Below are 20950 nucleotides of genomic sequence, written 5' to 3'. Positions count from 1 at the left end.
CCCGAGACAGGAGAACTGTGGCTAAACCACGCGTACACGAGATCGCCAGCGAGCTGGGGATCGACAGCAAGACCGCACTAGAGAAGCTCAAAGAGATGGGCGAGTTCGTCAAGGGCCCGTCGTCCAGCGTCGAGCCTCCCGTCGCGCGCAAGCTCCGCCAGGCCTTCGCCGGCGCCGCCAAGCCCGCCGCGTCACCCGCAGCGAAGGCCCCGTCGGCCGGCACCGCCACGCAGCCCGCGACTTCTGCACCCAAGCCCGGAGGCCCGCGTCCTGCGGCCCCCAAGCCCCCCGTCGCCGAGCCCGCGCCGGCACCGGTGGCCGACGTCGAGCCCGACGTCGACGCCGCCCCCGCACCCGTCGCGCCCCTGACGGTCGCCGAGCGCCAGGCCCAGGCCGAGGCGCAGCGCGCCGCCGCGGCCGCCGCGGCGAAAGAGGGCGCGTCGGCTCCGGCCGACGACGCCGCCAAGCCCGGTGCCGCCGGGCCCAAGCCCGGTGGCCCCCGCCCCGGCGCCCCGCGTCCCGGCAACAACCCCTTCGCCAGCAACCAGGGCATGGGTCGCCCGAGCGCGCCCCGTCCCGGTGGTTCGGGCGCAGCCAGCAGCATGCCGCGTCCCGGTGGCGCCGCGGGCCCGCGTCCGCAGGCCCCGCGTCCCGGTGCTCCCCGTCCGGGCGCTCCGCGCCCCGGCGTCGGTGCCGGTCCCCGCCCCAACGGCTTCGGTCAGCGTCCCGCCGGTGGCGGCGCCGCTCGTCCCGGTGGTGCCGGTGGCGGGTTCCAACGTCCCGGTGGCGGTGCTCCCGGTGCGGCCGGCGGCTTCCGTCCCGGCTTCAGCGGCCCTCGCCCCTCCGGTGGTGGCGGTCGTGGCCGTGGTCCCGGTGGCGGTACCGCCGGTGCGTTCGGTCGCGGTGGCGGCAAGAGCAAGGCACGCAAGTCGAAGCGGACGAAGAGGGCCGAGTTCGAGATGCGGTCGGCCCCGTCGCTGGGTGGCGTCAGCGTCCCCCGTGGCGACGGCAACACGGTCGTCCGCCTGCGTCGCGGCGCGTCCATCAGCGACTTCGCCGACAAGATCGACGCCAGCCCCGGCAACCTGGTGACCGTGCTGTTCCACCTCGGTGAGATGGCGACGGCGACCGAGTCCCTCGACGACGCCACCTTCCAGGTGCTCGGAGAAGAGCTCGGCTACAACATCCAGGTCGTCTCGCCCGAAGACGAAGACAAAGAGCTGCTCGAGGGCTTCGACATCGATCTCGAGCAAGAGCTCGAAGACGAGGACGAGTCCGTCCTGCAGGTCCGTCCTCCCGTCGTCACGGTCATGGGCCACGTCGACCACGGAAAGACCCGACTGCTCGACGCGATCCGCAACGCCAACGTGGTGGCCGGCGAGGCCGGTGGCATCACGCAGCACATCGGTGCCTACCAGGTGTGGGCTCCGCACGAGGGCGTCGAGCGCGCCATCACCTTCATCGACACCCCCGGTCACGAGGCGTTCACCGCAATGCGTGCCCGTGGTGCCCAGGTGACCGACATCGCGATCCTCGTGGTCGCGGCGGACGACGGCATCATGCCGCAGACGGTCGAGGCGCTGAACCACGCCCAGGCGGCGAACGTGCCGATCGTGGTCGCGGTCAACAAGATCGACAAAGAGGGTGCGAACCCGGCCAAGGTGCGTCAGCAGCTCACCGAGTACGGCCTCGTCGCCGAAGAGTACGGCGGAGACGTCATGTTCGTCGACGTGTCGGCCCGCGACAACAAGAACATCGACGCGTTGCTCGAAGCCGTGTTGCTCACGGCGGACGCCGGGCTCGACCTGCGGGCGAACCCCGACAAGAGCGCTCGTGGTGTCGCGATCGAGGCCCGTCTCGACAAGGGTCGCGGTGCCGTCGCCACGGTGCTGATCCAGTCGGGCACCCTGCACGTCGGTGACGCCATCGTCGCCGGCACGGCGTACGGCCGTGTGCGGGCGATGGTCGACGAGAACGGTGACGCGGTCGAGGTGGCCTACCCGAGCCGTCCGGTGCTGGTGCAGGGTCTGTCGAGCGTCCCCCGCGCCGGCGACACCTTCCTCGTCACCGAAGAAGACCGCACCGCTCGTCAGATCGCCGAGAAGCGCGAAGCCGTCGAGCGCAACGCCTCGCTGGCCAAGGCCCGCAAGCGCATCTCGCTCGAGGACTTCACCCGTGCACTCGAAGAGGGCAAGGTCGAAGCGCTCAACCTCATCATCAAGGGTGACGTCTCGGGTGCCGTCGAGGCCCTCGAAGAGTCGTTGCTCAAGATCGAGGTGGACGACAGCGTGCAGCTGCGCATCATCCACCGCGGCGTGGGTGCGGTCACCGAGAGCGACGTCAACCTGGCGACGGTCGACAACGCGATCATCATCGGGTTCAACGTCCGTCCCGACACGAAGGCGCGCGAACGCGCGGCTCGTGAAGGCGTCGACATCCGCTTCTACTCGGTCATCTACGCGGCCCTCGAAGACATCGAGAACTCGCTCACGGGCATGCTCAAGCCCGAGTTCGAAGAGAAGCAGTCCGGTGTCGCCGAGATCCGCGAGATCTTCCGCTCGTCGAAGGTCGGCAACATCGCCGGTGTCATCGTCCGGTCCGGCACGATCACGCGCAACGCGCGTGCTCGGGTCATCCGCGACGGCGTCGTGGTCGGCGACAACCTGGCGATCGACTCGCTGCGTCGTTTCAAGGACGACGTCACCGAGGTGCGGACGGACTTCGAGGCCGGCATCGGCCTGGGCAAGTTCAACGACATCCAGATCGGCGACGAGATCGAGACCATCGAGATGGTCGAGAAGCCGCGGGGCTGACCCCGGCGTCATCGCAGCACACGAGGCCCCGCTCCGACTACGGTCGGGGCGGGGCCTCACCCCTCTCGCCACGACGGCGAGCAGCACGAACAGGAGTGAACAATGGTTGACGCGCAACGCGCCCGCAAGATGGCCGACCGCATCCACGAGATCGTCGCCCGACGCCTCGAACGCGGCATCAAGGACCCTCGTCTCGGTTTCGTGACGATCACCGACGTCAAGGTGACCGGCGACCTGCAGCACGCCTCGATCTTCTACACGGTGTACGGCACCGACGACGAGCGACGCGACACCGGCGCGGCCCTCAAGTCGGCCACCGGCATGCTGCGCAGCGAGGTCGGCAAGAACATCACGGCCCGGCTCACCCCGAGCCTCGAGTTCATCCTCGACGCGCTCCCCGAGAACGCCGCGTCGATCGACCGCCTGCTGCAAGAGGCCCGCCAGCGCGACCACGAGAGCCAGACCATGGCGTCGTCGGCCGAGTACGCGGGCGACGCCGACCCGTACGTCAAGCCCCGTGACCTCGACGCGGACGACGACCTCGACGACGACCTCGACGAACGCGAAGGCGACCAGCTCGACGACGACCTGACCCTCGACGACGAGCTCGGGGCCCCGGCCGCGAGTGCGGACGACACGACCGAGCCCGACGGCGCGACCCGCTAGGGGCGCCGCCCGCCTCGGTGCCGCCCAGCTCGGTGCCGCACAGCTCGCGTCAGTCGGGCAGTCGATAGCCCTCGTCGGGCGACCCGGTGACCAGACCGTCCCGGATCAACCCGGCGAGGGCTCTCTCGCGTTGCACGTCGTCGGCCCAGACCTGCGCCACCTCGGCCGCGGTGACGGGCACGTCGCTCGCCCGCAGCTCGGCCATCACCAGGCCGCGCACCTGACGGTCCGACCCCTCGAACCGGGCCTGGGTCCGGAGGCGCGGGCCGGTGTGGGCAGGACGGCCCGCCAGCACCCACGCACACTGCGTGACCAGCGGGCACGCATTGCACGACGGTGACCGCGCCGTGCAGACCAGCGCACCCAACTCCATGACGCCGGCGTTGGTGACCCGCGCCTCCTCGTCGTCGGCGGGCAGCTGGGACTCCATCAGCGGCAGGTCCCGTGAGGCCTTGGGGGCCCACGGCTCGGCGAGCCCCTCGACGGCGCGCGCGAGGACGCGACGGACGTTGGTGTCGACGACCGGGTGGCGGTGGCCGTAGGCGAAGACGGCGACCGCCCGGGAGGTGTAGTCGCCGATGCCGGGCAGCGCCAGCAGCGAGGGGACGTCGTCGGGGACGACGCCGCCGTGCCGTTCGGTGATGGCCACGGCCGCGGCGTGCAGGGCGAGGGCGCGGCGTGGGTACCCGAGGCGGTCCCAGGCCCGCACCGCCTCGGACGCCGGTGACGCGGCGAGGTCGCTCGGCGTGGGCCAGCGCTCGAGCCAGCGTTCGAGGCGCGGCACGACGCGAGCCACGGGCGTCTGCTGCAGCATGATCTCGCTGACGAGGGTGCCCCAGGCCGTGAAGCCGGGGCGTCGCCACGGCAGGTCTCGACCGTTCTCGCGGAACCAGGCGTTCACGGCGGGGGAGATGCTCACCGTCCGAGCCTACGGCGCGTCGATGCCGCGTCGGCGCCGCGTCGACGCCGTGCCCGGCGTCGCGACGGCGGTCGGGCGTACGGTGTCGGCATGACCACCCGATGGGCCCCTGCCAAGAAAGACACGCTGCGCGAGCTGGCGACCGAGATCGTCCACAACTACGGTCGCGGTCGCGTGCTCGTCGCGATCGACAGCGACGGAGGCGCGGGTGCGGCCGGTCTCGCCGACGACCTCGTCGAGGCCTTCCGTGAGCAAGGCCACGCGGCGTTCCGTGCCTCGCTCGAAGGCTTCGAGAAGCGGCCCGACGGGGCACCCCGCGACTCGGCCCCCGTCCTCGACGAGAGCCTGTTCCGGCGCGTGCTGGTCGAGCCGTTCCGGCTCGGTGGCAGCACGGGCTGGGTCGACCGGGCGTGGGACGCCGACGCCGACCGGGCGGTCGAGTCCGCCTGGGTCACCGGCCCGGCCGACGCCGTCCTGCTCGTCGACGGCACCGACCTGGCGCGTCCCGGCCTGGCCGGGCTCTGGCACTACCGCGTGTGGGTGACGGCCGACGACTCGCGCCTCGACGCGCGGGCGAAGGCGTCGGCCGTCGTCGACAACTCCGACGCCGACCACCCGCGCCGACGCTTCGACGACGCGTGCTGAGCGCGTCCCCGGCGTCGTCGCGGCCCGGCTGCGCTAACGTCGTCGGGTGAACAGCGGCATCCTCCTCGTCGACAAGCCGCAGGGCATCACCAGCCACGACGTCGTCTCGCGGGTGCGCAAGGCCGCCGGCACGCGCAAGGTCGGCCACGCCGGCACGCTCGACCCGCTCGCCACGGGGCTGCTCGTGCTCGGCCTGAACTCGTCGACGCGCCTCCTGACCTTCCTCGTCGGCCTCGACAAGGGCTACGACGCGACCATCCGGCTGGGCGTCTCGACGACCAGCGACGACAGCGACGGCGAGGTCGTCTCGACGACCTCGGCGGCCGGCGTCGGCGACGACGCGGTCGACTCGGGCGTCCGGCGGCTGACCGGCCCCATCAGCCAGGTGCCGACCACGGTCAGTGCCATCAAGGTCGACGGCCGCCGTGCCTACGACCTCGCCCGGGCCGGGGTCGACGTCGAGCTGAAGGCCCGCGACGTGACCGTCTCCGAGTTCACCGTGCTCGACCGACGGGACGCCGTCGTCGACGGGGTCGCCGTTCGCGACCTCGACGTGCGCGTCTCGTGCTCGTCGGGCACCTACGTCCGGGCGCTCGCCCGCGACCTCGGGGCCGACCTCGGCGTCGGCGGGCACCTCATCGCGCTGCGACGGACGCGGGTGGGGCCGTTCGACGTGACCCGCGCCTCCGTCCTCGAGGGCATCGACGTCGCCCCGGCGCTGCTGCCGCCGGTCGACGTGGCCCGGACGCTCTTCCCCGCGTGGACGATGACGGCCGCCGAGGCCGTCGACCTGGGGCACGGCAAGCGGGTCGCCGTCGAGCTCGCCGACACCGCGGGGCCGGTCGCGGCCGTCACCCCGTCGGGGTTGCTGGCCGGGCTCGTCTCGGTCCGCGGCGGCGCGGCCAAGCCCATCGTGAACTTCCCGACCGACGAGGTGCAGGCATGATCGAGTGGTTCACCTGGGTGCAGGTCGTCGTGGCCGTCGTGGCCGGTCTCGTCTGCGTCGTCGCCTGCTTCGCGAAGCGGCAGCCCGACGACATCACCGTCGGCACCGGGGCCGTCGTCCTGCTGCTGTTGCTCGCCCAGCTCGTCGTCGCCATCGCCGCGCCGTTCGTCGGCAACGCCCCCACGGGCAACCTCGTCGAGTTCTACATCTACCTCGTCTCGGCGATCCTGCTGCCGCCGCTCGCCACCGTCTGGGCGCTCGTCGACCGCACTCGCTGGAGCAACCTCGTGCTGGCGACGTCGTCGTTCGCCGTCGCGGTCATGGTCTACCGGATGTTCCAGATCTGGACCGTCCAGGGCCTCTGACGCACCCGGTCGGCGGCGGGCCCGGCGGAGTCCTATCCTTGACGAGATGGTCACTCAGAAGTCAACGCGCGCGGTCGGCCTCGGCCGGGTCCTCATCGCCGTGTACGCCCTCCTCGCCCTCGCCGCCACCGGCCGGTCGGTCTTCCAGATCTCGACGCAGTTCGGCGAGGCGCCCCTGGCCTACACGTTGAGTGCCTTGTCGGCCGTGGTCTACATCGTGGCCACGGTCGCGCTCATCGGCCGCGGTCAGGGCTGGTACGCGGTGGCCTGGGCGACCATCAGCTTCGAACTCGCGGGCGTGCTGATCATCGGCCTCGTCACCGTGCTCGACCCCGAGCTGTTCCCGCACGACACCGTCTGGTCGTTCTTCGGCCGCGGCTACGGCTTCGTCCCGCTCGTGCTGCCCGTGCTCGGCATCCTGTGGCTGCGGCGGCAGGGCCGCCTCACCGGGGCGAGCCGTGGCGAGACGGGCGCGGGCGAGACCGCGACCGACGCGGGCACGACGAGGTAGCGCGCGTGCAGTTCTACGACCGGGTCGCCGACGTGCCGCCCGACTTCGGCCCGAGCGCCGTCACCATCGGCAAGTTCGACGGGGTCCACGTCGGGCACCGTGCCGTCATCGACATGCTCGAGGGGGTCGCCCGCGACGAGGGGCTCGTCTCGACCGTCGTCACCTTCGACCGGCACCCGCTCGCCGTGCTGCGACCGGACTCGGTGCCGGCCGCCCTGGTCAGCAACCGGCAGAAGCGCGAACTGCTCGACGCGGCCGGCGTGGCGGCCACCCTGATGCTCACCTTCGACGCCGAGCTGCGGGCACTCACCCCCGACGAGTTCGTCGACCGCATCCTGGTCGGGGCCCTGCACGCGCGCGTGGTCTTCGTCGGTGACGACTTCCGGTTCGGCGTCCGCGGCAGCGGCACGGTCGACACGCTCCGCGAGCTCGGCGCCTCACGGGGGTTCCGGGTCGTCTCGATCGACGACGTGCGCCCGAGCGGCGGACGCCGGGCGTCCTCGACCTGGATCCGCGAGTTGATGGACGCCGGCGACGTCCGCGAGGCCGGCGTGCTGCTCGGCCGCGAGCCGTCGGTGCGCGGCATCGTGGTGCACGGCGAGCAGCGCGGCCGTGAACTGGGGTTCCCGACGGCGAACCTGGCGCCGCACAGCGAGGGCTTCGTCCCGGCCGACGGCGTCTACGCCGCGCGCGTGCTGGTGGGCGACACGCGGTACCCGGCGGCCGTCTCGGTGGGCAACAACCCGACCTTCGAAGGGGTGCCGGCCAAGCAGGTCGAAGCGCACCTGCTCGACGTCTCGATCGACCTCTACGGTCGCGAGGTCACCGTCGACTTCGTCGCCTGGGTGCGGGGCAACGTGCGCTTCGACGGGCTCGACGCGCTGATCGCGCACATCCGGGCGGACGTCGTCCGCACCCGCGAGATCTTGGGCCTGCCGACCGCCTGAGCGGTGGTGCGGCTCCCCGCCGGCCGCGACGGCGTGCCGGTGCCCGACAAGGCCGCCTCGAGGAGGCGCGGGTCGCGTCGTGGACGCGCCGCGCCTCCTCGGGTCGTCAGTACGACGTCGCGTCGTCGCCGGCGCCCGAGGCGCGGCCGGTCTCGAGGCGGTGCGCCAGGTCGGCGAGGATGGTGCCGCTGGCGCTCGTGCCGAAGCGCGTGACGCCGAGGTCGAGCATCTCGAGCACCGTGTCGAGGCCGCGGACGCCGCCGGACGCCTTGACCTGGACGGCGTCCGAGACGGCATCGCGCATCAGGCGGAGGTGGGGGAGCGTGGCGCCGCCGCCCGCGAAGCCGGTGGAGGTCTTGACGAAGGCGGCGCCGGCGCGCTCGGCGGCCTTCGAGCCCGCGACGATCTGCTCGTCGTCGAGGTACGCCGTCTCGAGGATGACCTTGACGAGGGTGTCGCCCGCGGCGTCGACGACGCCGTGGACGTCGGCCTCGACCTCGTCGAGCATGCCGCTGCGCAGCCAGCCGACGTTGACGACCATGTCGAGCTCGGCGGCGCCGTCGGTGATCGCCTGGCGCGACTCGGCCGCCTTGGCGACGGTCGAGGTCGTGCCGTGGGGGAACCCGATCACGGTGCCGACGAGCACGCCGGTGCCCTCGAGGCGCTCGACGGCGTGCGCGACGTCGGAGGGACGGACGCACACGCTGAAGACGTGGTTGGCGGCGGCGTCGTCGAGGGCGGCGTCGACCTCGGCCCGCGTGAGTTCGGGCTTGAGGATCGCGTGGTCGATCATGCCGGCGACGGCGGAGACGGTGGGGAGCTGCTGGGTAGTCATGATGGGGTCCAGCGTAGCTTGGGCCCATGTCAGCGAACACTCCCGACGACCTGCCGTCGAGCACCTCGGCCACGAGCGACACCGACCACGCCGTGGCCTCTCGCCGGGTGCTCGTGACCGGGGCCACCGGGTACATCGGTGGTCGGCTCACGCCACGCCTGGTCGCCGCGGGCGCCGACGTCCGGGTGCTGGTCCGGTCGCCCGAGAAGCTGCGCGACGTGCCGTGGTCCGGCGACGTCGAGGTCGTGCAGGGCGACCTGACCGACCCCGCGACCGTCCGCCCCGCGATGGAGGGCGTCGACGTCGTCTACTACCTCGCCCACGCGATGGGCGGCAAGGGCGACTTCGGTCGCGCCGAGGCCGACGCGGCCCACACCGTCGCCGACGCCGCACGCGAGGCCGGCGTGCGTCGCATCGTCTACCTCGGCGGGTTGCACCCCGAGGGCGAGCTGTCGAAGCACCTCCAGTCGCGCAAGGACGTCGGCGACGTGCTGCTCGCGAGCGGCGTGCCGACCGTGGCCCTGCAGGCCGGAGTGGTGATCGGCTCGGGCAGCGCCTCGTTCGAGATGGTGCGCCACCTCACGGACGTGCTGCCCTACATGCCCGCGCCGAAGTGGGTCCGCAACTTCATCCAGCCCATCGCCGTGCGTGACGTGCTGCACTACCTGCTGGGTGCCGCCGACGTGCCCGACGACGTCAACCGCACCTTCGACATCGGCGGACCGGACGTGCTGCGCTACGGCCAGATGATGAACGGCTACGCCCTCGAGGCCGGCCTCAAGCAGCGGCCGATCGCCTCGCTGCCCGTCTTCACGCCCTGGCTGGCCTCTCAGTGGGTCAACCTCGTGACCCCCGTGCCGCGGGCCCTCGCGGTGCCGATCATCGCGTCGCTGCAGTACGACTGCGTCGTGCACGAACACGACATCGACGCCGTCGTGCCACCGCCCGCCGAGGGGCTGCTGCCGTACCGACGCGCCGTGCGCCTCGCCCTGCAGAAAGAACAGGACGGAGACGTCGAGACCAGCTGGCAGGACTCCTCGGTCTCGGGCGCCCCGAGCGACCTGCTGCCGAGCGACCCCGACTGGTCGGGCCACACGGTCTACACCGACGACCGTCAGACCGACACGAGCGCGCCTCCCGCCGAACTCTGGAAGGTCCTCGAGGGCATCGGCGGCGAGAACGGCTGGTACTCGTTCCCGCTGGCCTGGTCCGCCCGCGGCTGGATGGACCGGCTCGTCGGGGGAGTCGGCCTCCGACGCGGCCGTCGCAGCGCGACGAGCCTCCGCGTCGGCGACGCGCTCGACTGGTGGCGCGTCGAGAAGCTCGAACGTGGCCACCTGCTGCGGCTGCGCGCCGAGATGAAGGTCCCGGGAGGCGCGTGGCTCGAACTGACGGTCGACCCGCGTCCCGAGGGCGGCTCGCACTACCGCCAGCGCGCCGTGTTCTTCCCCCAGGGACTCGGCGGGCGGCTGTACTGGTTCGCGATCCTGCCGTTCCACGGCGTGATCTTCTCGGGCATGCTGCGGCGCATCACCGCGACCGCCGAGCGGGAGGCCGCCCGGGCCGGGGCGCGGAGGGCCGCCGACGGCCGTTCGGCCGGCGTCGAGGCCGACGCCGGTGCCGGGACCGGGTCGACGACCGACGCGACGGCCGCGGCGTGACCGACCCGCGCCTCCTCGTCTTGTCGGCGACGTCGACGCCGCTCTACCCGGCGGGCGACGGGGCGATGTCGCCCGTGCCGCTCTGGCTCGGGGTGCTGTTCGGGGTGCTCGTGGTCGTATCGTCGTTCGTCGTGCTGCTGCCGCGGGTCCGACGGGCCCTCGACCGGGTGTGGTCGAAGCGCCCGCGGCGGTTCCGGCAGTGAGCCCTCGCGTGCCGGTTCGCCGCTTCCCAGCGGGTGATGGCACGATGGACGCACTTCAGCAGACCACCAGGAGGTCGTGATGACACATCGAGAGACCGTCGCGTTCGTCGGCGACAGCTTGACCGAGAGCGGCGACTGGGCGGCCTGGCTGCCCGACGAGCAGGTCGTCAACCTCGGCGTGGGCGGCGACACGGTCGCCGGCCTGACCGAGAGGCTCCACGACGTCGTGGACGCGAACCCCGACTCGGTGGTGCTGATGATCGGCACGAACGACTTCACCGCCCGTCGATCTGTCGAGCAGGTGGTCCGCGGAATCGAGAACCTGATGGTCGCCATGCGACGCGAGTTGCCCGGCACCCGGTTGCTGCTGCAGTCGATCGCCCCGCGGGGTGCGGAGTTCGCCCCGCGCCTCCGCGACGCCAACCGCCACCTGCGGCAGTTCTCGTCGACGGTCAGGGCGCAGTGGCTCGACCTGTGGCCCGCCCTGTCCGACGAGTCGGGCGACGCGCTCCGGCCCGAGTTCGCGGCCGACCACGTCCACCTCACCGAGGCCGGCTACGAGGCCTGGCTCGCCGAGTTGCGTCCCGCCCTCGAGCGCCTCCGCGACGAGCCGCCCATGAGCCGGCCGATCAGCGTGCTCGACGTCGCCTACGACATCGAGTAGGCGGTGCCCACCCCCACCGCCCCCGCGTTCACCCGCCCGGCCCTGGCGCCCGGCCTGCTCGCGGCGATCGCGCTGCTGGCCGGCACGGCGTTGCTCGACTCCGACGTGTTCACCGTGTTCCGGTACGTGGTGTCGATCTTCGCGCTCATCGTGCTCGTCTTCGCCTACCGCGGCAAGGCCTGGTGGGCGTTGCCGTTGCTCGCCGCCGTGGCCGTGCTCTGGAACCCGGTCTTCGTCGTGCCCGTCCAGGCCGAGCTCTGGCAGGGACTGCAGTTCGTCGCGGCCGCGCTGATGATCGCCGTCGGGGTCCTCGTCAAGGTGCCGACCGAGGGGTCGAGCGCGTCCCGGAGCGTCGCTGCGCGGGGTCGCCGCTGAGGCCGAGGGGGCCCGTGCTCGGCGGAGGTCCGTGGGACCCCGTAAAATGCCGAGGGTGCGCCTGCCCGCCCGAGGCCCGCACGGAAGGTTGAGTCTGCATGGCCCCCGAGATCCCCGGAACCTCAGCGATGGTCGGCACGTCCGAGAGCCCGTTGCTGACCCCTCGTCACCGAGCCGGTGGTCTCGACCGAGAGGACATGGTCGTCCGCAAGGGCCAGTTCACGCTGCTCAACGGTCACCTCACACCCCAGCAGTCGATGATCGAAGACCTCCTGTACATCCGACGGGTGCTCGACGCGGCCCAGGTGCCGTTCTTGTTGGTGCGCGGCAACGACGTCCGTCCCGTGATCGCCGTCGACACGGTGCACCGCGAGCGCTTCACGGCCGCCATGGTCGCCGCCTCGGCGAGTGAGCCCTTCTACGCGAAGCCGCGCAAGGGTCAGGCCTCGCTCGTCGTCGAGGGCGGTCTCGACGTCGAGAACGAGCGGGTCTTCCGGGTCTACCGGCCGCGCGTCGAGCCCATCGGCCGCCTCCGCTACGGCGCCGGCACCGCCATCCAGGTCGAGTTCTGGATCATCACCGACGACGAGATCCTGGCCCCGACCGAGAACGCGCTCATGCGCACGACCCTGCCCCGCGACGAGGCGGTCGAAGAGACGGTCGAACGGTACGGCATCGAGTGGCCCACCCTCGAGCACATGTTCGACGACCACGCCACCGACATCACCTTCGACATCGACATCGTCTTCTCGTGGGTCGACGGCAACTCGGTCGAGTACCAGCGCGCCCGGGCGGCTCAGGCCAGGCGCCACGTCGTGGGCGAGGGCGACGACTCGGCCGCTCGCTTCCGTCAGATCGACGAGCTCAAGTACGCCCTGCGGTCGGTCTACATGTTCGCCCCGTGGGTGCGCAACATCTACATCGCCACGGACTCGCCCGTGCCCGAGTGGCTGGGTGAGCACCCCCGCGTGCGCGTGGTGCGCAGCGAGGAGTTCTTCAGCGACCTCTCGATGCTGCCGACGCACAACTCGCAGGCCGTCGAGGCGCAGCTGCACCACATCGAGGGGCTCAGCGAGCACTTCCTGTACTCGAACGACGACATGTTCTTCGGACGCCCCGTCGCGCCGAGCATGTTCTTCTCGCCCGGGTCCGTCACGAAGTTCATCGAGGCCGACACGCGCATCGGGCTCGGCCACAACAACATCGAACGCAGCGGGTTCGAGAACGCCGCCCGGGTCAACCGGCGCCTCCTGCAGCAGCGGTTCGGCCGCGTCACCACCCGCCACCTCGAGCACACCGCGGCACCGTTGCGCCGCAGCGTGCTGTTCGAGATGGAGCACGAGTTCGCCGACGAGTTCGCCGCGACCGCGGGCAGCCCCTTCCGGGCGAAGGAGAACATCTCGGTCACGAACTCGCTGTACCACTACTACTCGTTGATGACCGGCCGGGCGATCGTGCAAGAGAACGCGAAGGTCAGCTACGTCGACACGACGATGGTCTCGGGTCTCGCGTCGTTGTCCGAGGTGCTGAAGAAGCGGTCGTTCGACTTCTTCTGCCTGAACGACGGCAGCTTCCCCGAGGTGACCGACGACGAGCGCATGGCCACGGTCACGGACTTCCTCGAGCGGTACTACCCGTTCGCCGCTCCGTGGGAGAAGGACGAGATGCAGCGCGTCGCCCTCGAGAACGCCGAACAGGACCGCCGCTCGCTCGGAGCCGAGGCCGCCCAGGCCGGGCGTGCGGACGATGCTGCCGGCTCGTCGGTGCGCGGCGTCGAGGGCTCGGACTGAAGGCTCGACTCAGCGGGTGGGCTTGCCGAAGCGGGCTGCCTGCTCGTCCGAGAGCGCGGCGTCGAGACGTCTGAGCATGTCGTCGCTCATCGGCGGCAGCTCGTCGAGGCGGAACCACCGGGCCTCGGTGTTCTCGCCGTCGGCCGGGGCGGGGGCGCCCGAGACGTGTCGCATGACGAAGGTGTGGTCGAGGTACTGCGCGCGGTCGCCGTTCGGGTAGACCACCTCGCGGGTCACCCCGATCGAGGCGAGACGCTCGGCGACGACCTCGAGGTCGGCCTCTTCGAGGGTCTCGCGGACGGCGGCGTCGGACGGGTCCTCACCCGGGTCGACGATGCCGGTCACCGGCGTCCACGCGCCAGTGTCCGCCCGCTTGACGAGCAGGACCTCGTCGCCACGGACCACCACCGCCGTCACGCCAGCCAACCACAGGGGCGCCGTCCCGATCTTCTCGCGCAGCGACAGGACGAAATCCGGGGTGGCCATGTCAGCACCCTACCGAGGCGCGGCCGTAGGCTGACCGGATGCGAGCGCCTTGGACCCTTCACGGCTCGGACGTGCGGCGCATCTCCGACATGGCGGGCGAGGCGGTGCTGCTCGCAGGTGGTGGACGGGCCATCCTGCTGCAGCTCGCGAACCCCGGGGTCGGGCACGGCGTCGCCGAGCACAGCGACTTCGTCGATCGGCCGCTGTCGCGCCTCCACGGCACGATGACGTACCTCTACGCCATCGTGTTCGGCACGCCCGCCGAGGTCGCCCAGGTGCGGCGCGTCGTGGGCCGCGCGCACCGGCCGGTGCACGACGGCCGGGCCTCGAGCGTGCGGTACGACGCGTTCGACCCCGAGCTGCAGCTCTGGGTCGCGGCGACGCTCTACGACTCGGCCGTCCAGCTCTTCGAACGGGTGCACGGACCGATCGACCCGGCGCACGCCGAGGCGGTCTACCAGGACTACGCGCTCGTCGGCGCCTCGCTGCAGATGCCACGCGAGCTCTGGCCGCCCGACCTCGAGTCGTTCCGCCGCTACTGGGACGAGGCCGTGGCCGGCCTGGAGGTCGACGACGTCACACGGCGGGTCGCGCACGAGCTGCTGCACCCGACGACGGGCCCGTGGTGGTTGCGACTCGTCATGCCACTGGCCCGGCTGGTGACCGCGGGGTCCTTGCCGAGGAGCGTCCGCGACGACTTCGGGCTGTCGTGGTCGCCGTCGTCGCAGCGTCGGTACGACCGGGTGATGCGGGTGACGGCGGCAGTCGTCCCGCACCTGCCACCGCGCCTCCGTCACGTGCTACGCGACGCCTACCTGCGGCGGCTGCGGGCGGCGATGGCCGCCGAGGCCCGCACCCCCGGGCGCGGCTGACCCCGGGCGTGGCTGACCCCGCGCGTGGCTGACCCCGGGCGTGGCTGACCCCGGGCGCGGCTGGCCCCGTCCGTGTCGCCCACCGTCTCGTCCCGCCCGCCGTCGCCGCGCAGCATCGGCTCCGCCCCGGTGGGCAATTCCTGGCTCCTGCCGCGGCTGGTGGACGTCAGCGGGTCGTGCACGCACGATGCGCGTCACCAGCCAGGAATTGCCCACGGTGGCGGCGACGCGCCGACCAGACCCAGGCCGAGACCGAGACCCAGACCCAGACCGGCCCGGCGGTCGGGGCAGCCCGGCTGCGGGCGTCAGAGGGTGTCGATCGGCCCCGTCAGCGCGAGGTCGCGGGGCACGACGGGCACGGGCGCCGTGTCGGTCGCCCGGTGTCGGGGCGCGGCCGGGGCGATGCGGACCCCGGCGACGGCGAGTCGCTCGGCCACCACGTCGGCCGGCACGTGCTCGCCGACGGTCTCGTAGGTGCCGATCGGGACGACCGAGTGCACCACGGTGCCCTCGTAGACGTGCACCAGGTTGAACGCCTGGGCGCCGTCCCGGCCTCGGGTGCCGCCACCGGCGACGTTGAGGTCCTGCGTGTAGCAGGTTGCCGACGCGACCGAGACGGGGACGCCCGCGAAGGTGGCGTTGGTCGAGTAGTGCAGGTGCCCGGCGATGATCGATCGGACGTCGCTGCCCTCGACGACCTCCGCCAGCGCGGCCTGGTCGCGCAGCTCGACGAGGGTCGACAGGTCTTGCACGCTCGGCACGGGCGGGTGGTGCATGGCGATGATCGTGCCGTCGGGGGCGTCGGTCGAGAGCTCTTCGGCCAGCCAGTCGAGCTGGTCGCCCGAGAGGCGGCCGTAGTGGTGACCTGGGACGCTCGTGTCGAGCGTGATGACCCGCAGGCCGTTCACGTCGTAGACGAGGTCGACCGGGCGCTGCGAGGGCAGCTGCCCGAAGAGTTCGGAGCGGAAGGCGCCCCGCTCGTCGTGGTTGCCCATCGCCCAGATGACCTGGGCGCCGAGCCGCTCGGCGACGGGCTCGATGAGCGCGCGCAGCTTGCGGTAGGCGTCGGGCTCGCCCTTGTCGGCGAGGTCACCGGTGAAGACGATCGCCTCGGGCCGACCGGCGGAGGCCTCGATCTCGTCCATGATCTGACGCAGTCGGGCCTCGCTGTCGACCGCGCCGTAGAGGTCGCGATCGCCGCCGACGAGGTGCGTGTCGCTGAGGTGCAGGATGAAGTGGTTCGGCCTGGGGTGTTCGGCCGTCCGGAGATCCATGGTTCTCTCATTCGATGTCGCCGACGGGGGCCCGGGATGAGACCCTCGTTGCTGGTTCGTCACCAGTCCATCACCCGGTTGCCATGAAGGTGGTGAACGTGCGTGCGCGTTTCGGTGAACGGTCGACGAACGGACCGCGTCCACGATCGACGAAGGTAGCTCGGCTCACGGCACGACGCGACCCCCAGGAGGCGGGGGTCGCGTCGTCGGGACCGCTGGCGGGTCGAGCCGTCAGGGCTTGAGGACGACCTTGATGCAGCCGTCCTCCTTGTTCTTGAAGACGTCGTACATGGCGGCGGCCTCGGAGAGCGGCACCGGGTGGGTGACGAGGTCCTCGGTGCCGAGCGGGTCGGCCGGGTCCTCGACGAGGGGCATCAACGTGTCCATCCACTTCTGCACGTTGCACTGGCCCATCTTGAGGGTGATCTGCTTGTCGAACAGCGTCAGGAAGGGCGTCGGGTCGGCCGTGCCGCCGTACACGCCGCTGAGCGAGACGGTGCCGCCGCGTCGGACGATCTCGAACGCCAGGTGCATGGCGCCGAGGCTGTCGATGCCGGCTTTCTGCATGACGGCCTGACCGATCGAGTCGGGCAGGGCGGCCGCGAACTTCTGCACGAGGCCGATGCCCGCGTGCTCGTGGGCCTCCATGCCGACGGCGTCGACGACCGAGTCGGGGCCGCGGTCGTCGGTCATGCCCTTGACGACGCTCGCGACGTCCTTCGTGAGGTCGAGGGTCTCGACTCCGTGGCGTTCGGCCATGGCGCGACGCTCGGGCACCGGGTCGATGCCGATGACGCGGTAGCCGCGGTACCTGCCGATGCGCGACGCGAACTGACCGACCGGGCCGAGGCCCAGCACGACGAGGGTGCCGCCCTCGGGCACCTGCGCGTACTCGACGCCCTGCCACGCGGTGGGCAGGATGTCGCTGAGGAAGAGATAGCGCTCGTCGGGCAGGTCGGCGCCGACCTTCACGAGGTTGGCGTCGGCCCGGGCGATGCGCAGCTGCTCGGCCTGACCGCCGGGCACCTGGCCGTAGAGCTTGCTGAAGCCGTAGAGGGTCGCACCCGAGTCGTACTCGGTGACCTGGGTGGTCTCGCACTGCGAGAACAGCCCCCGGTCGCACATGAAGCAGTGACCGCAGGCGATGACGAACGGGACGACGACGCGGTCGCCGACCTGGATGCGGCTGACCGCGGAACCGACCTGGGTGACGACGCCCATGGTCTCGTGGCCGAGCACGTCGCCCTTGTCGAGGAACGCGCCGAGCGCGTCGTAGAGGTGCAGGTCGCTGCCGCAGATCGCCGCCGAGGTGACCTTGATGACCGCGTCGGTGGGGTCGATGATCGTGGGGTCGGGGACGTCCTCGACCGAGACGTTGGTGACGGACTGGTAGGTGAGTGCCTTCATCCGTCCCGTCTACGCGTCCGCACGCCGTGCCTCCTGAACGAGGGGTACAGCGGGTGCGGAAAAGCCTCGGGGCGGCCGGGCGGGTGCCCGACCGCCCCGAGGCGGATGCTGCGTGTGGTCGACGTCGACTAGACGGCGGCCGTCTCGGCGGCGACGATGTTGACGACCTTGCGGCCGCCCTTGGCGCCGAACTGGACCGAGCCGGGTGCGAGGGCGAAGAGGGTGTCGTCGCCGCCGCGGCCGACGTTGACGCCGGGGTGGAAGTGGGTGCCGCGCTGGCGGACGATGATCTCGCCGGCGAGGACGACCTGGCCGCCGAAGCGCTTCACGCCGAGGCGCTGTGCGTTCGAGTCACGACCGTTGCGGGTGGACGATGCGCCCTTTTTGTGTGCCATGTGGTGTCAGCCCCTTAGTTGGTGGTGATCGAGGTGATCTTGACGCGGGTCAGGTCGGCACGGAACCCCATGCGACGCTTGTAACCGGTCTTGTTCTTGTAGTTCTGGATGACGATCTTCGGGCCGCGCAGGTCGTTCAGGACCTCGCCCTCGACCGTGACCTTCGCCAGGTCGTCGCCCGACAGGATGGTGTCGCCGTCGACGTGCAGGACGGGGACGAACGAGACGGTCTCGGCGGTCGCGGCCTTGAGGCGATCGACGGTCAGGATGGTGCCGACCTCGACCTTCTCCTGCCGGCCACCGGCGCGCACGATTGCGAAAGCCATGGGAACTCCAAAAAAGTGGGGGGTGTGACGCCCGGACTGCCGGGCGACGTCGTGGTGCCGCGAGGGCAACTTGGATAGTCTTTCACAAATGTCACGACCGATCAAACTTCGCCGCCCGCCGCAGTTCACGGCCGAGATCGTCGACGACGCCCGCGAACGCCTGCTCGACCTGCTCGACGACCTGAAGACCCTGACGACCGAGCACGCCGACGACGTCGAGGTGTGGGGCTCGGCCGTCACGACCGCCGGGTGGGAGATCGCGAGCCTCGGCCAGTGGCTCGGGGTCGAGGGCGAGGCCGTGCTGCTGCTCGGCGGTGCCTCGTACCCCGAGATCGCCGAGCACCAGGGCACGAGCGCGTCCGCCGTCTACGCCCGGGTCGGACGGTCGCTGACGCTCGGGCCCTACGCCCACGCGTCGGGTGCCGACGGGTCGACCACGCGCGTCTCGGCCGAGGGCCTCGACCAGGCCCGTGCCGAGTACGCCGAGGAGGCGCGGGTCGGCGACCCGATGGACGTCGCCACGGCCACGCCCCCCGTCGGCGACTCGCTGGCCGACCGGGTGCCCGAGGTGCTGCGCGGCGGTGCGCGCCGCACCACCGAGATCGTCGCCGCCCTGCCGGACTACCGCCGCAGCAGCGTGCTCTCGACGCTCAGCGTGCTGGCCCGGCAGGGAGTGATCGACCGGGTGGGGCACGGCACCTACGCCCTGCCCCACCCGTCGACCGACTGACCGTCGGACCGTCTCGGCACGATCAGCCCGGCGTGCTCGCCACGGCCTCGTCGAGCCCGAACGCCCGCAGCTCGTCGTCGTCGAGCATCCGCGACCTGATGAGGAAGCGCTTGCCCTCCGGGCTCTCCACCGAGAACCCGGCCCCGCGGCCGGGCACCACGTCGATGGTGAGGTGCGTGTACTTCCAGTAATCGAACTGGCTGCGCGACATGTAGACCTCGATCGGGTCGATGCCGTCGACGTGCAGGTCGCCGAGGTGGACGTCGACGGCACCCACCCGGAAGAACCCGACGGGGTAGCACATCGGCGACGAGCCGTCGCAGCAGCCGCCCGACTGGTGGAACATCAGCGGGCCGTGCTGAGCCGTGAGCTCGACGAGGAACGCCGCGGCCTCGGGCGAGACGTCGACCCTCGAGGGGGTGGGCCGCGTCATCAGAAGAAGCCCATCGGACCGTCCGCGTAGCTGACGAGCAGGTTCTTCGTCTGCTGGTAGTGGTCGAGCATCATCTTGTGGTTCTCGCGACCGATGCCGGACTGCTTGTAGCCGCCGAAGGCCGCACCCGCCGGGTACTGGTGGTACGTGTTCGACCAGACGCGTCCGGCCTGGATGTCGCGTCCGGCCCGGTAGAGCTGCGCGCCGTTGCGGCTCCACACGCCGGCACCCAGGCCGTACAGCGTGTCGTTGGCGATCTTGATGGCGTCGTCGTAGTCGCTGAAGCTGGTGAGCGAGAGGACGGGGCCGAAGATCTCCTCCTGGAAGATCCGCATCGAGTTGCGGCCCTCGAAGATCGTCGGGTTGACGTAGTAGCCCTCGGTCAGGTCACCGCCCAGGTCGGCACGGTCGCCGCCGAGCAGGAGCTTCGCGCCCTCCTGCTTGCCGATGTCCATGTAGCTGAGGATCTTCTCGAGCTGGTCGTTGGAGGCCTGTGCACCGATCATCGTGTCCATCGAGAGCGGGTTGCCCTGCTTGATCTTCTTCACGCGCTCGACGCCGTCGGCGGTGAACTGGTCGTAGATCGACTGCTGCACGAGCGCACGGCTCGGGCAGGTGCAGACCTCGCCCGAGTTCAGGTTGAAGAACGAGAAGCCCTCGAGCGCCTTGTCGTAGAACTCGTCGTGCTCGTCGGCGACGTCGGCGAAGAAGACGTTCGGGCTCTTGCCGCCGAGCTCGAGCGTCACCGGGATGAGGTTCTCGCTCGCCATCTGCATGATGAGGCGACCGGTCGTGGTCTCGCCCGTGAACGCGATCTTGCGGATGTTCGGGTGGCTCGCCAGCGGCGCTCCGGCCTCGACGCCGAAGCCGTTGACGATGTTGAGCACCCCGGCGGGCAGCAGGTCCTTGATCAGGTCCATGAACACGTGGATCGACGCGGGGGTCTGCTCGGCCGGCTTGAGGACGACGCAGTTGCCTGCGGCGAGGGCCGGCGCGAGCTTCCACACGGCCATCAGCAGCGGGAAGTTCCAGGGGATGATCTGGCCGACCACGCCGAGCGGTTCGTGGAAGTGGTAGGCGACCGTGTCGTTGTCGATCTCACCGGTGGAGCCCTCTTGCGCACGGATCGCGCCGGCGAAGTACCGGAAGTGGTCGATCGCGAGCGGCACGTCGGCGGCGAGGGCCTCGCGGATGGGCTTGCCGTTGTCCCAGGTCTCGGCGACGGCGAGCATCTCGAGGTTCGCCTCCATCACGTCGGCGATCCGGTTGAGGATCAGCGCGCGCTGCGCGATCGTGGTCTTCTTCCACGAGTCGAACGCCCGCCAGGCGGCCTCGACCGCCTTGTCGACGTCGGCGGCGTTGCCGCGGGCGACCTCGGTGAAGACCTTGCCGTTCACCGGGCTGGGGTTCTCGAAGTACCGACCGCTCGCCGGCGCGACGTACTCGCCGCCGATGAAGTGGTCGTAGCGGGGCTTGAAGGCCACCTTCGCGTCGGGCTGTCCCGGTGCGGCGTAGGTGTTCGGAGGAGTGGTGACGGTCATGACGGTCCCTTTCGACGACGGTGTCGGGCGGACGGCGGGGATCGCCCGCCGCTGGCCGCAGACTACGGCGGGCGGGGTTGCATCGGGTTGCGTGGGCGGAACCGGCCGGGAGGCGCGCGGAACCGGCCGGGAGGCGCGCGGATCAG

Annotated in this window: 23 protein-coding genes; 14 read left to right on the top strand and 9 right to left on the bottom strand. The window is 71.2% G+C overall.

Annotation, left to right across the window (positions count from 1 at the left end; translation table 11 throughout):
- Positions 1–17 precede the first annotated feature (17 nt).
- Positions 18–2813 (top strand): translation initiation factor IF-2, encoded by a 2796-nt coding sequence (gene infB, locus ITJ55_RS03060; RefSeq protein WP_194594023.1) that lies wholly within the window; start codon positions 18–20, stop codon positions 2811–2813.
- Positions 2814–2915: 102 nt separating this feature from the next.
- Positions 2916–3479 carry a 30S ribosome-binding factor RbfA gene (rbfA, locus tag ITJ55_RS03055; RefSeq protein ID WP_194594022.1) on the top strand — a complete coding sequence of 188 codons (564 nt, stop codon included), beginning with the start codon at positions 2916–2918 and terminating at the stop codon, positions 3477–3479.
- Positions 3480–3528: 49 nt separating this feature from the next.
- Here the strand turns inward: rbfA and ITJ55_RS03050 are convergent, their stop codons facing one another.
- The gene (locus ITJ55_RS03050) at positions 3529–4398 is read right to left on the bottom strand and encodes an A/G-specific adenine glycosylase (RefSeq protein WP_370543988.1); all 870 of its coding nucleotides are present in this window, start codon (positions 4396–4398) and stop codon (positions 3529–3531) included.
- A 90-nt stretch (positions 4399–4488) separates the two neighbouring features.
- On the opposite strand from ITJ55_RS03050, the gene ITJ55_RS03045 reads away from it, so the two are divergent.
- From ITJ55_RS03045 to ITJ55_RS03025, 5 genes are read left to right on the top strand one after another with little or no spacing between them, the layout of a single operon-like run.
- The gene (locus ITJ55_RS03045; RefSeq protein ID WP_056256943.1) at positions 4489–5043 is read left to right on the top strand and encodes a hypothetical protein; all 555 of its coding nucleotides are present in this window, start codon (positions 4489–4491) and stop codon (positions 5041–5043) included.
- Between the two features lie 46 nt (positions 5044–5089).
- Positions 5090–5989 carry a tRNA pseudouridine(55) synthase TruB gene (truB, locus tag ITJ55_RS03040; protein WP_194594021.1) on the top strand — a complete coding sequence of 300 codons (900 nt, stop codon included), beginning with the start codon at positions 5090–5092 and terminating at the stop codon, positions 5987–5989.
- Positions 5986–6354 (top strand): hypothetical protein, encoded by a 369-nt coding sequence (locus tag ITJ55_RS03035; RefSeq protein ID WP_194594020.1) that lies wholly within the window; start codon positions 5986–5988, stop codon positions 6352–6354. The genes truB and ITJ55_RS03035 overlap by 4 nt, the downstream gene beginning before the upstream one ends.
- 46 nt (positions 6355–6400) lie before the next feature.
- Positions 6401–6865 (top strand): hypothetical protein, encoded by a 465-nt coding sequence (locus tag ITJ55_RS03030; RefSeq protein WP_228497551.1) that lies wholly within the window; start codon positions 6401–6403, stop codon positions 6863–6865.
- A 5-nt stretch (positions 6866–6870) separates the two neighbouring features.
- Positions 6871–7812 carry a bifunctional riboflavin kinase/FAD synthetase gene (locus ITJ55_RS03025; protein ID WP_194594019.1) on the top strand — a complete coding sequence of 314 codons (942 nt, stop codon included), beginning with the start codon at positions 6871–6873 and terminating at the stop codon, positions 7810–7812.
- Positions 7813–7918: 106 nt separating this feature from the next.
- Here ITJ55_RS03025 and deoC read toward each other — a convergent pair whose 3' ends face one another.
- Positions 7919–8647, bottom strand: a complete 729-nt coding sequence (gene deoC, locus ITJ55_RS03020; protein WP_194594018.1) for a deoxyribose-phosphate aldolase — start codon at positions 8645–8647, stop codon at positions 7919–7921.
- 26 nt (positions 8648–8673) lie between these two features.
- On the opposite strand from deoC, the gene ITJ55_RS03015 reads away from it, so the two are divergent.
- The 5 genes from ITJ55_RS03015 (at position 8674) to ITJ55_RS02995 (ending at position 13340) form a co-directional block, all read left to right on the top strand.
- Positions 8674–10308, top strand: a complete 1635-nt coding sequence (locus tag ITJ55_RS03015; protein WP_194594017.1) for an SDR family oxidoreductase — start codon at positions 8674–8676, stop codon at positions 10306–10308.
- Positions 10305–10511, top strand: a complete 207-nt coding sequence (locus ITJ55_RS03010) for a hypothetical protein (protein ID WP_194594016.1) — start codon at positions 10305–10307, stop codon at positions 10509–10511. The genes ITJ55_RS03015 and ITJ55_RS03010 overlap by 4 nt, the downstream gene beginning before the upstream one ends.
- A gap of 79 nt (positions 10512–10590) precedes the next feature.
- Positions 10591–11175: a GDSL-type esterase/lipase family protein gene (locus tag ITJ55_RS03005; protein WP_194594015.1), complete on the top strand. Its 585-nt coding sequence runs from the start codon at positions 10591–10593 to the stop codon at positions 11173–11175.
- 3 nt (positions 11176–11178) lie between these two features.
- Positions 11179–11550, top strand: coding sequence for a DUF6804 family protein (locus ITJ55_RS03000; RefSeq protein WP_194594014.1), 372 nt, complete (start codon positions 11179–11181; stop codon positions 11548–11550).
- A gap of 128 nt (positions 11551–11678) precedes the next feature.
- Positions 11679–13340, top strand: a complete 1662-nt coding sequence (locus tag ITJ55_RS02995; protein ID WP_228497710.1) for a stealth conserved region 3 domain-containing protein — start codon at positions 11679–11681, stop codon at positions 13338–13340.
- A 9-nt stretch (positions 13341–13349) separates the two neighbouring features.
- Here ITJ55_RS02995 and ITJ55_RS02990 read toward each other — a convergent pair whose 3' ends face one another.
- Positions 13350–13826 (bottom strand): NUDIX domain-containing protein, encoded by a 477-nt coding sequence (locus ITJ55_RS02990; protein WP_194594012.1) that lies wholly within the window; start codon positions 13824–13826, stop codon positions 13350–13352.
- A gap of 71 nt (positions 13827–13897) precedes the next feature.
- Here ITJ55_RS02990 and ITJ55_RS02985 point away from each other — a divergent pair, with 71 nt between their 5' ends.
- A complete protein-coding gene (locus tag ITJ55_RS02985; RefSeq protein ID WP_370543987.1) occupies positions 13898–14698 on the top strand; it encodes an oxygenase MpaB family protein in 801 nt (266 codons plus the stop codon).
- 305 nt (positions 14699–15003) lie between these two features.
- On the opposite strand, the gene ITJ55_RS02980 is transcribed toward ITJ55_RS02985, so the two are convergent.
- From ITJ55_RS02980 to rplU, 4 genes are all read right to left on the bottom strand, one after another.
- A complete protein-coding gene (locus tag ITJ55_RS02980; RefSeq protein WP_194594010.1) occupies positions 15004–15972 on the bottom strand; it encodes a phosphodiesterase in 969 nt (322 codons plus the stop codon).
- Between the two features lie 231 nt (positions 15973–16203).
- The gene (locus ITJ55_RS02975) at positions 16204–17379 is read right to left on the bottom strand and encodes an alcohol dehydrogenase catalytic domain-containing protein (RefSeq protein ID WP_194594009.1); all 1176 of its coding nucleotides are present in this window, start codon (positions 17377–17379) and stop codon (positions 16204–16206) included.
- Between the two features lie 128 nt (positions 17380–17507).
- Positions 17508–17774: a 50S ribosomal protein L27 gene (gene rpmA, locus ITJ55_RS02970; RefSeq protein WP_194594008.1), complete on the bottom strand. Its 267-nt coding sequence runs from the start codon at positions 17772–17774 to the stop codon at positions 17508–17510.
- Between the two features lie 14 nt (positions 17775–17788).
- Positions 17789–18100, bottom strand: coding sequence for a 50S ribosomal protein L21 (gene rplU, locus ITJ55_RS02965; RefSeq protein ID WP_194594007.1), 312 nt, complete (start codon positions 18098–18100; stop codon positions 17789–17791).
- A gap of 88 nt (positions 18101–18188) precedes the next feature.
- On the opposite strand from rplU, the gene ITJ55_RS02960 reads away from it, so the two are divergent.
- A complete protein-coding gene (locus ITJ55_RS02960; RefSeq protein ID WP_194594006.1) occupies positions 18189–18830 on the top strand; it encodes a hypothetical protein in 642 nt (213 codons plus the stop codon).
- A 22-nt stretch (positions 18831–18852) separates the two neighbouring features.
- Here the strand turns inward: ITJ55_RS02960 and ITJ55_RS02955 are convergent, their stop codons facing one another.
- Positions 18853–19263, bottom strand: coding sequence for a DUF779 domain-containing protein (locus ITJ55_RS02955; protein WP_194594005.1), 411 nt, complete (start codon positions 19261–19263; stop codon positions 18853–18855).
- Positions 19263–20804, bottom strand: coding sequence for an aldehyde dehydrogenase family protein (locus tag ITJ55_RS02950; protein ID WP_194594004.1), 1542 nt, complete (start codon positions 20802–20804; stop codon positions 19263–19265). Before ITJ55_RS02950 ends, ITJ55_RS02955 begins: the two co-directional genes overlap by 1 nt.
- Positions 20805–20950: the final 146 nt, after the last annotated feature.

It is taken from the genome of Frigoribacterium sp. VKM Ac-1396, from assembly GCF_015350895.1.
In the GTDB taxonomy this organism is placed as follows: domain Bacteria; phylum Actinomycetota; class Actinomycetes; order Actinomycetales; family Microbacteriaceae; genus Frigoribacterium.
The sequence above is the reverse complement of the archived record's forward strand: the minus strand, read 5'-3'. Positions and strand labels throughout refer to the sequence as shown.

Bases quoted from the DNA above. Each gene is read 5' to 3' on its own strand.
- rbfA (WP_194594022.1), top strand. From the start codon at position 2,916: ATGGTTGACGCGCAACGCGCCCGCAAGATGGCCGACCGCATCCACGAG.
- ITJ55_RS03045 (WP_056256943.1), top strand. From the start codon at position 4,489: ATGACCACCCGATGGGCCCCTGCCAAGAAAGACACGCTGCGCGAGCTG.
- ITJ55_RS03035 (WP_194594020.1), top strand. From the start codon at position 5,986: ATGATCGAGTGGTTCACCTGGGTGCAGGTCGTCGTGGCCGTCGTGGCC.
- ITJ55_RS03030 (WP_228497551.1), top strand. From the start codon at position 6,401: ATGGTCACTCAGAAGTCAACGCGCGCGGTCGGCCTCGGCCGGGTCCTC.
- deoC (WP_194594018.1), bottom strand. From the start codon at position 8,647: ATGACTACCCAGCAGCTCCCCACCGTCTCCGCCGTCGCCGGCATGATC.
- ITJ55_RS03015 (WP_194594017.1), top strand. From the start codon at position 8,674: ATGTCAGCGAACACTCCCGACGACCTGCCGTCGAGCACCTCGGCCACG.
- ITJ55_RS03005 (WP_194594015.1), top strand. From the start codon at position 10,591: ATGACACATCGAGAGACCGTCGCGTTCGTCGGCGACAGCTTGACCGAG.
- ITJ55_RS02995 (WP_228497710.1), top strand. From the start codon at position 11,679: ATGGTCGGCACGTCCGAGAGCCCGTTGCTGACCCCTCGTCACCGAGCC.
- ITJ55_RS02990 (WP_194594012.1), bottom strand. From the start codon at position 13,826: ATGGCCACCCCGGATTTCGTCCTGTCGCTGCGCGAGAAGATCGGGACG.
- ITJ55_RS02980 (WP_194594010.1), bottom strand. From the start codon at position 15,972: ATGGATCTCCGGACGGCCGAACACCCCAGGCCGAACCACTTCATCCTG.
- ITJ55_RS02975 (WP_194594009.1), bottom strand. From the start codon at position 17,379: ATGAAGGCACTCACCTACCAGTCCGTCACCAACGTCTCGGTCGAGGAC.
- rpmA (WP_194594008.1), bottom strand. From the start codon at position 17,774: ATGGCACACAAAAAGGGCGCATCGTCCACCCGCAACGGTCGTGACTCG.
- rplU (WP_194594007.1), bottom strand. From the start codon at position 18,100: ATGGCTTTCGCAATCGTGCGCGCCGGTGGCCGGCAGGAGAAGGTCGAG.
- ITJ55_RS02960 (WP_194594006.1), top strand. From the start codon at position 18,189: ATGTCACGACCGATCAAACTTCGCCGCCCGCCGCAGTTCACGGCCGAG.
- ITJ55_RS02955 (WP_194594005.1), bottom strand. From the start codon at position 19,263: ATGACGCGGCCCACCCCCTCGAGGGTCGACGTCTCGCCCGAGGCCGCG.
- ITJ55_RS02950 (WP_194594004.1), bottom strand. From the start codon at position 20,804: ATGACCGTCACCACTCCTCCGAACACCTACGCCGCACCGGGACAGCCC.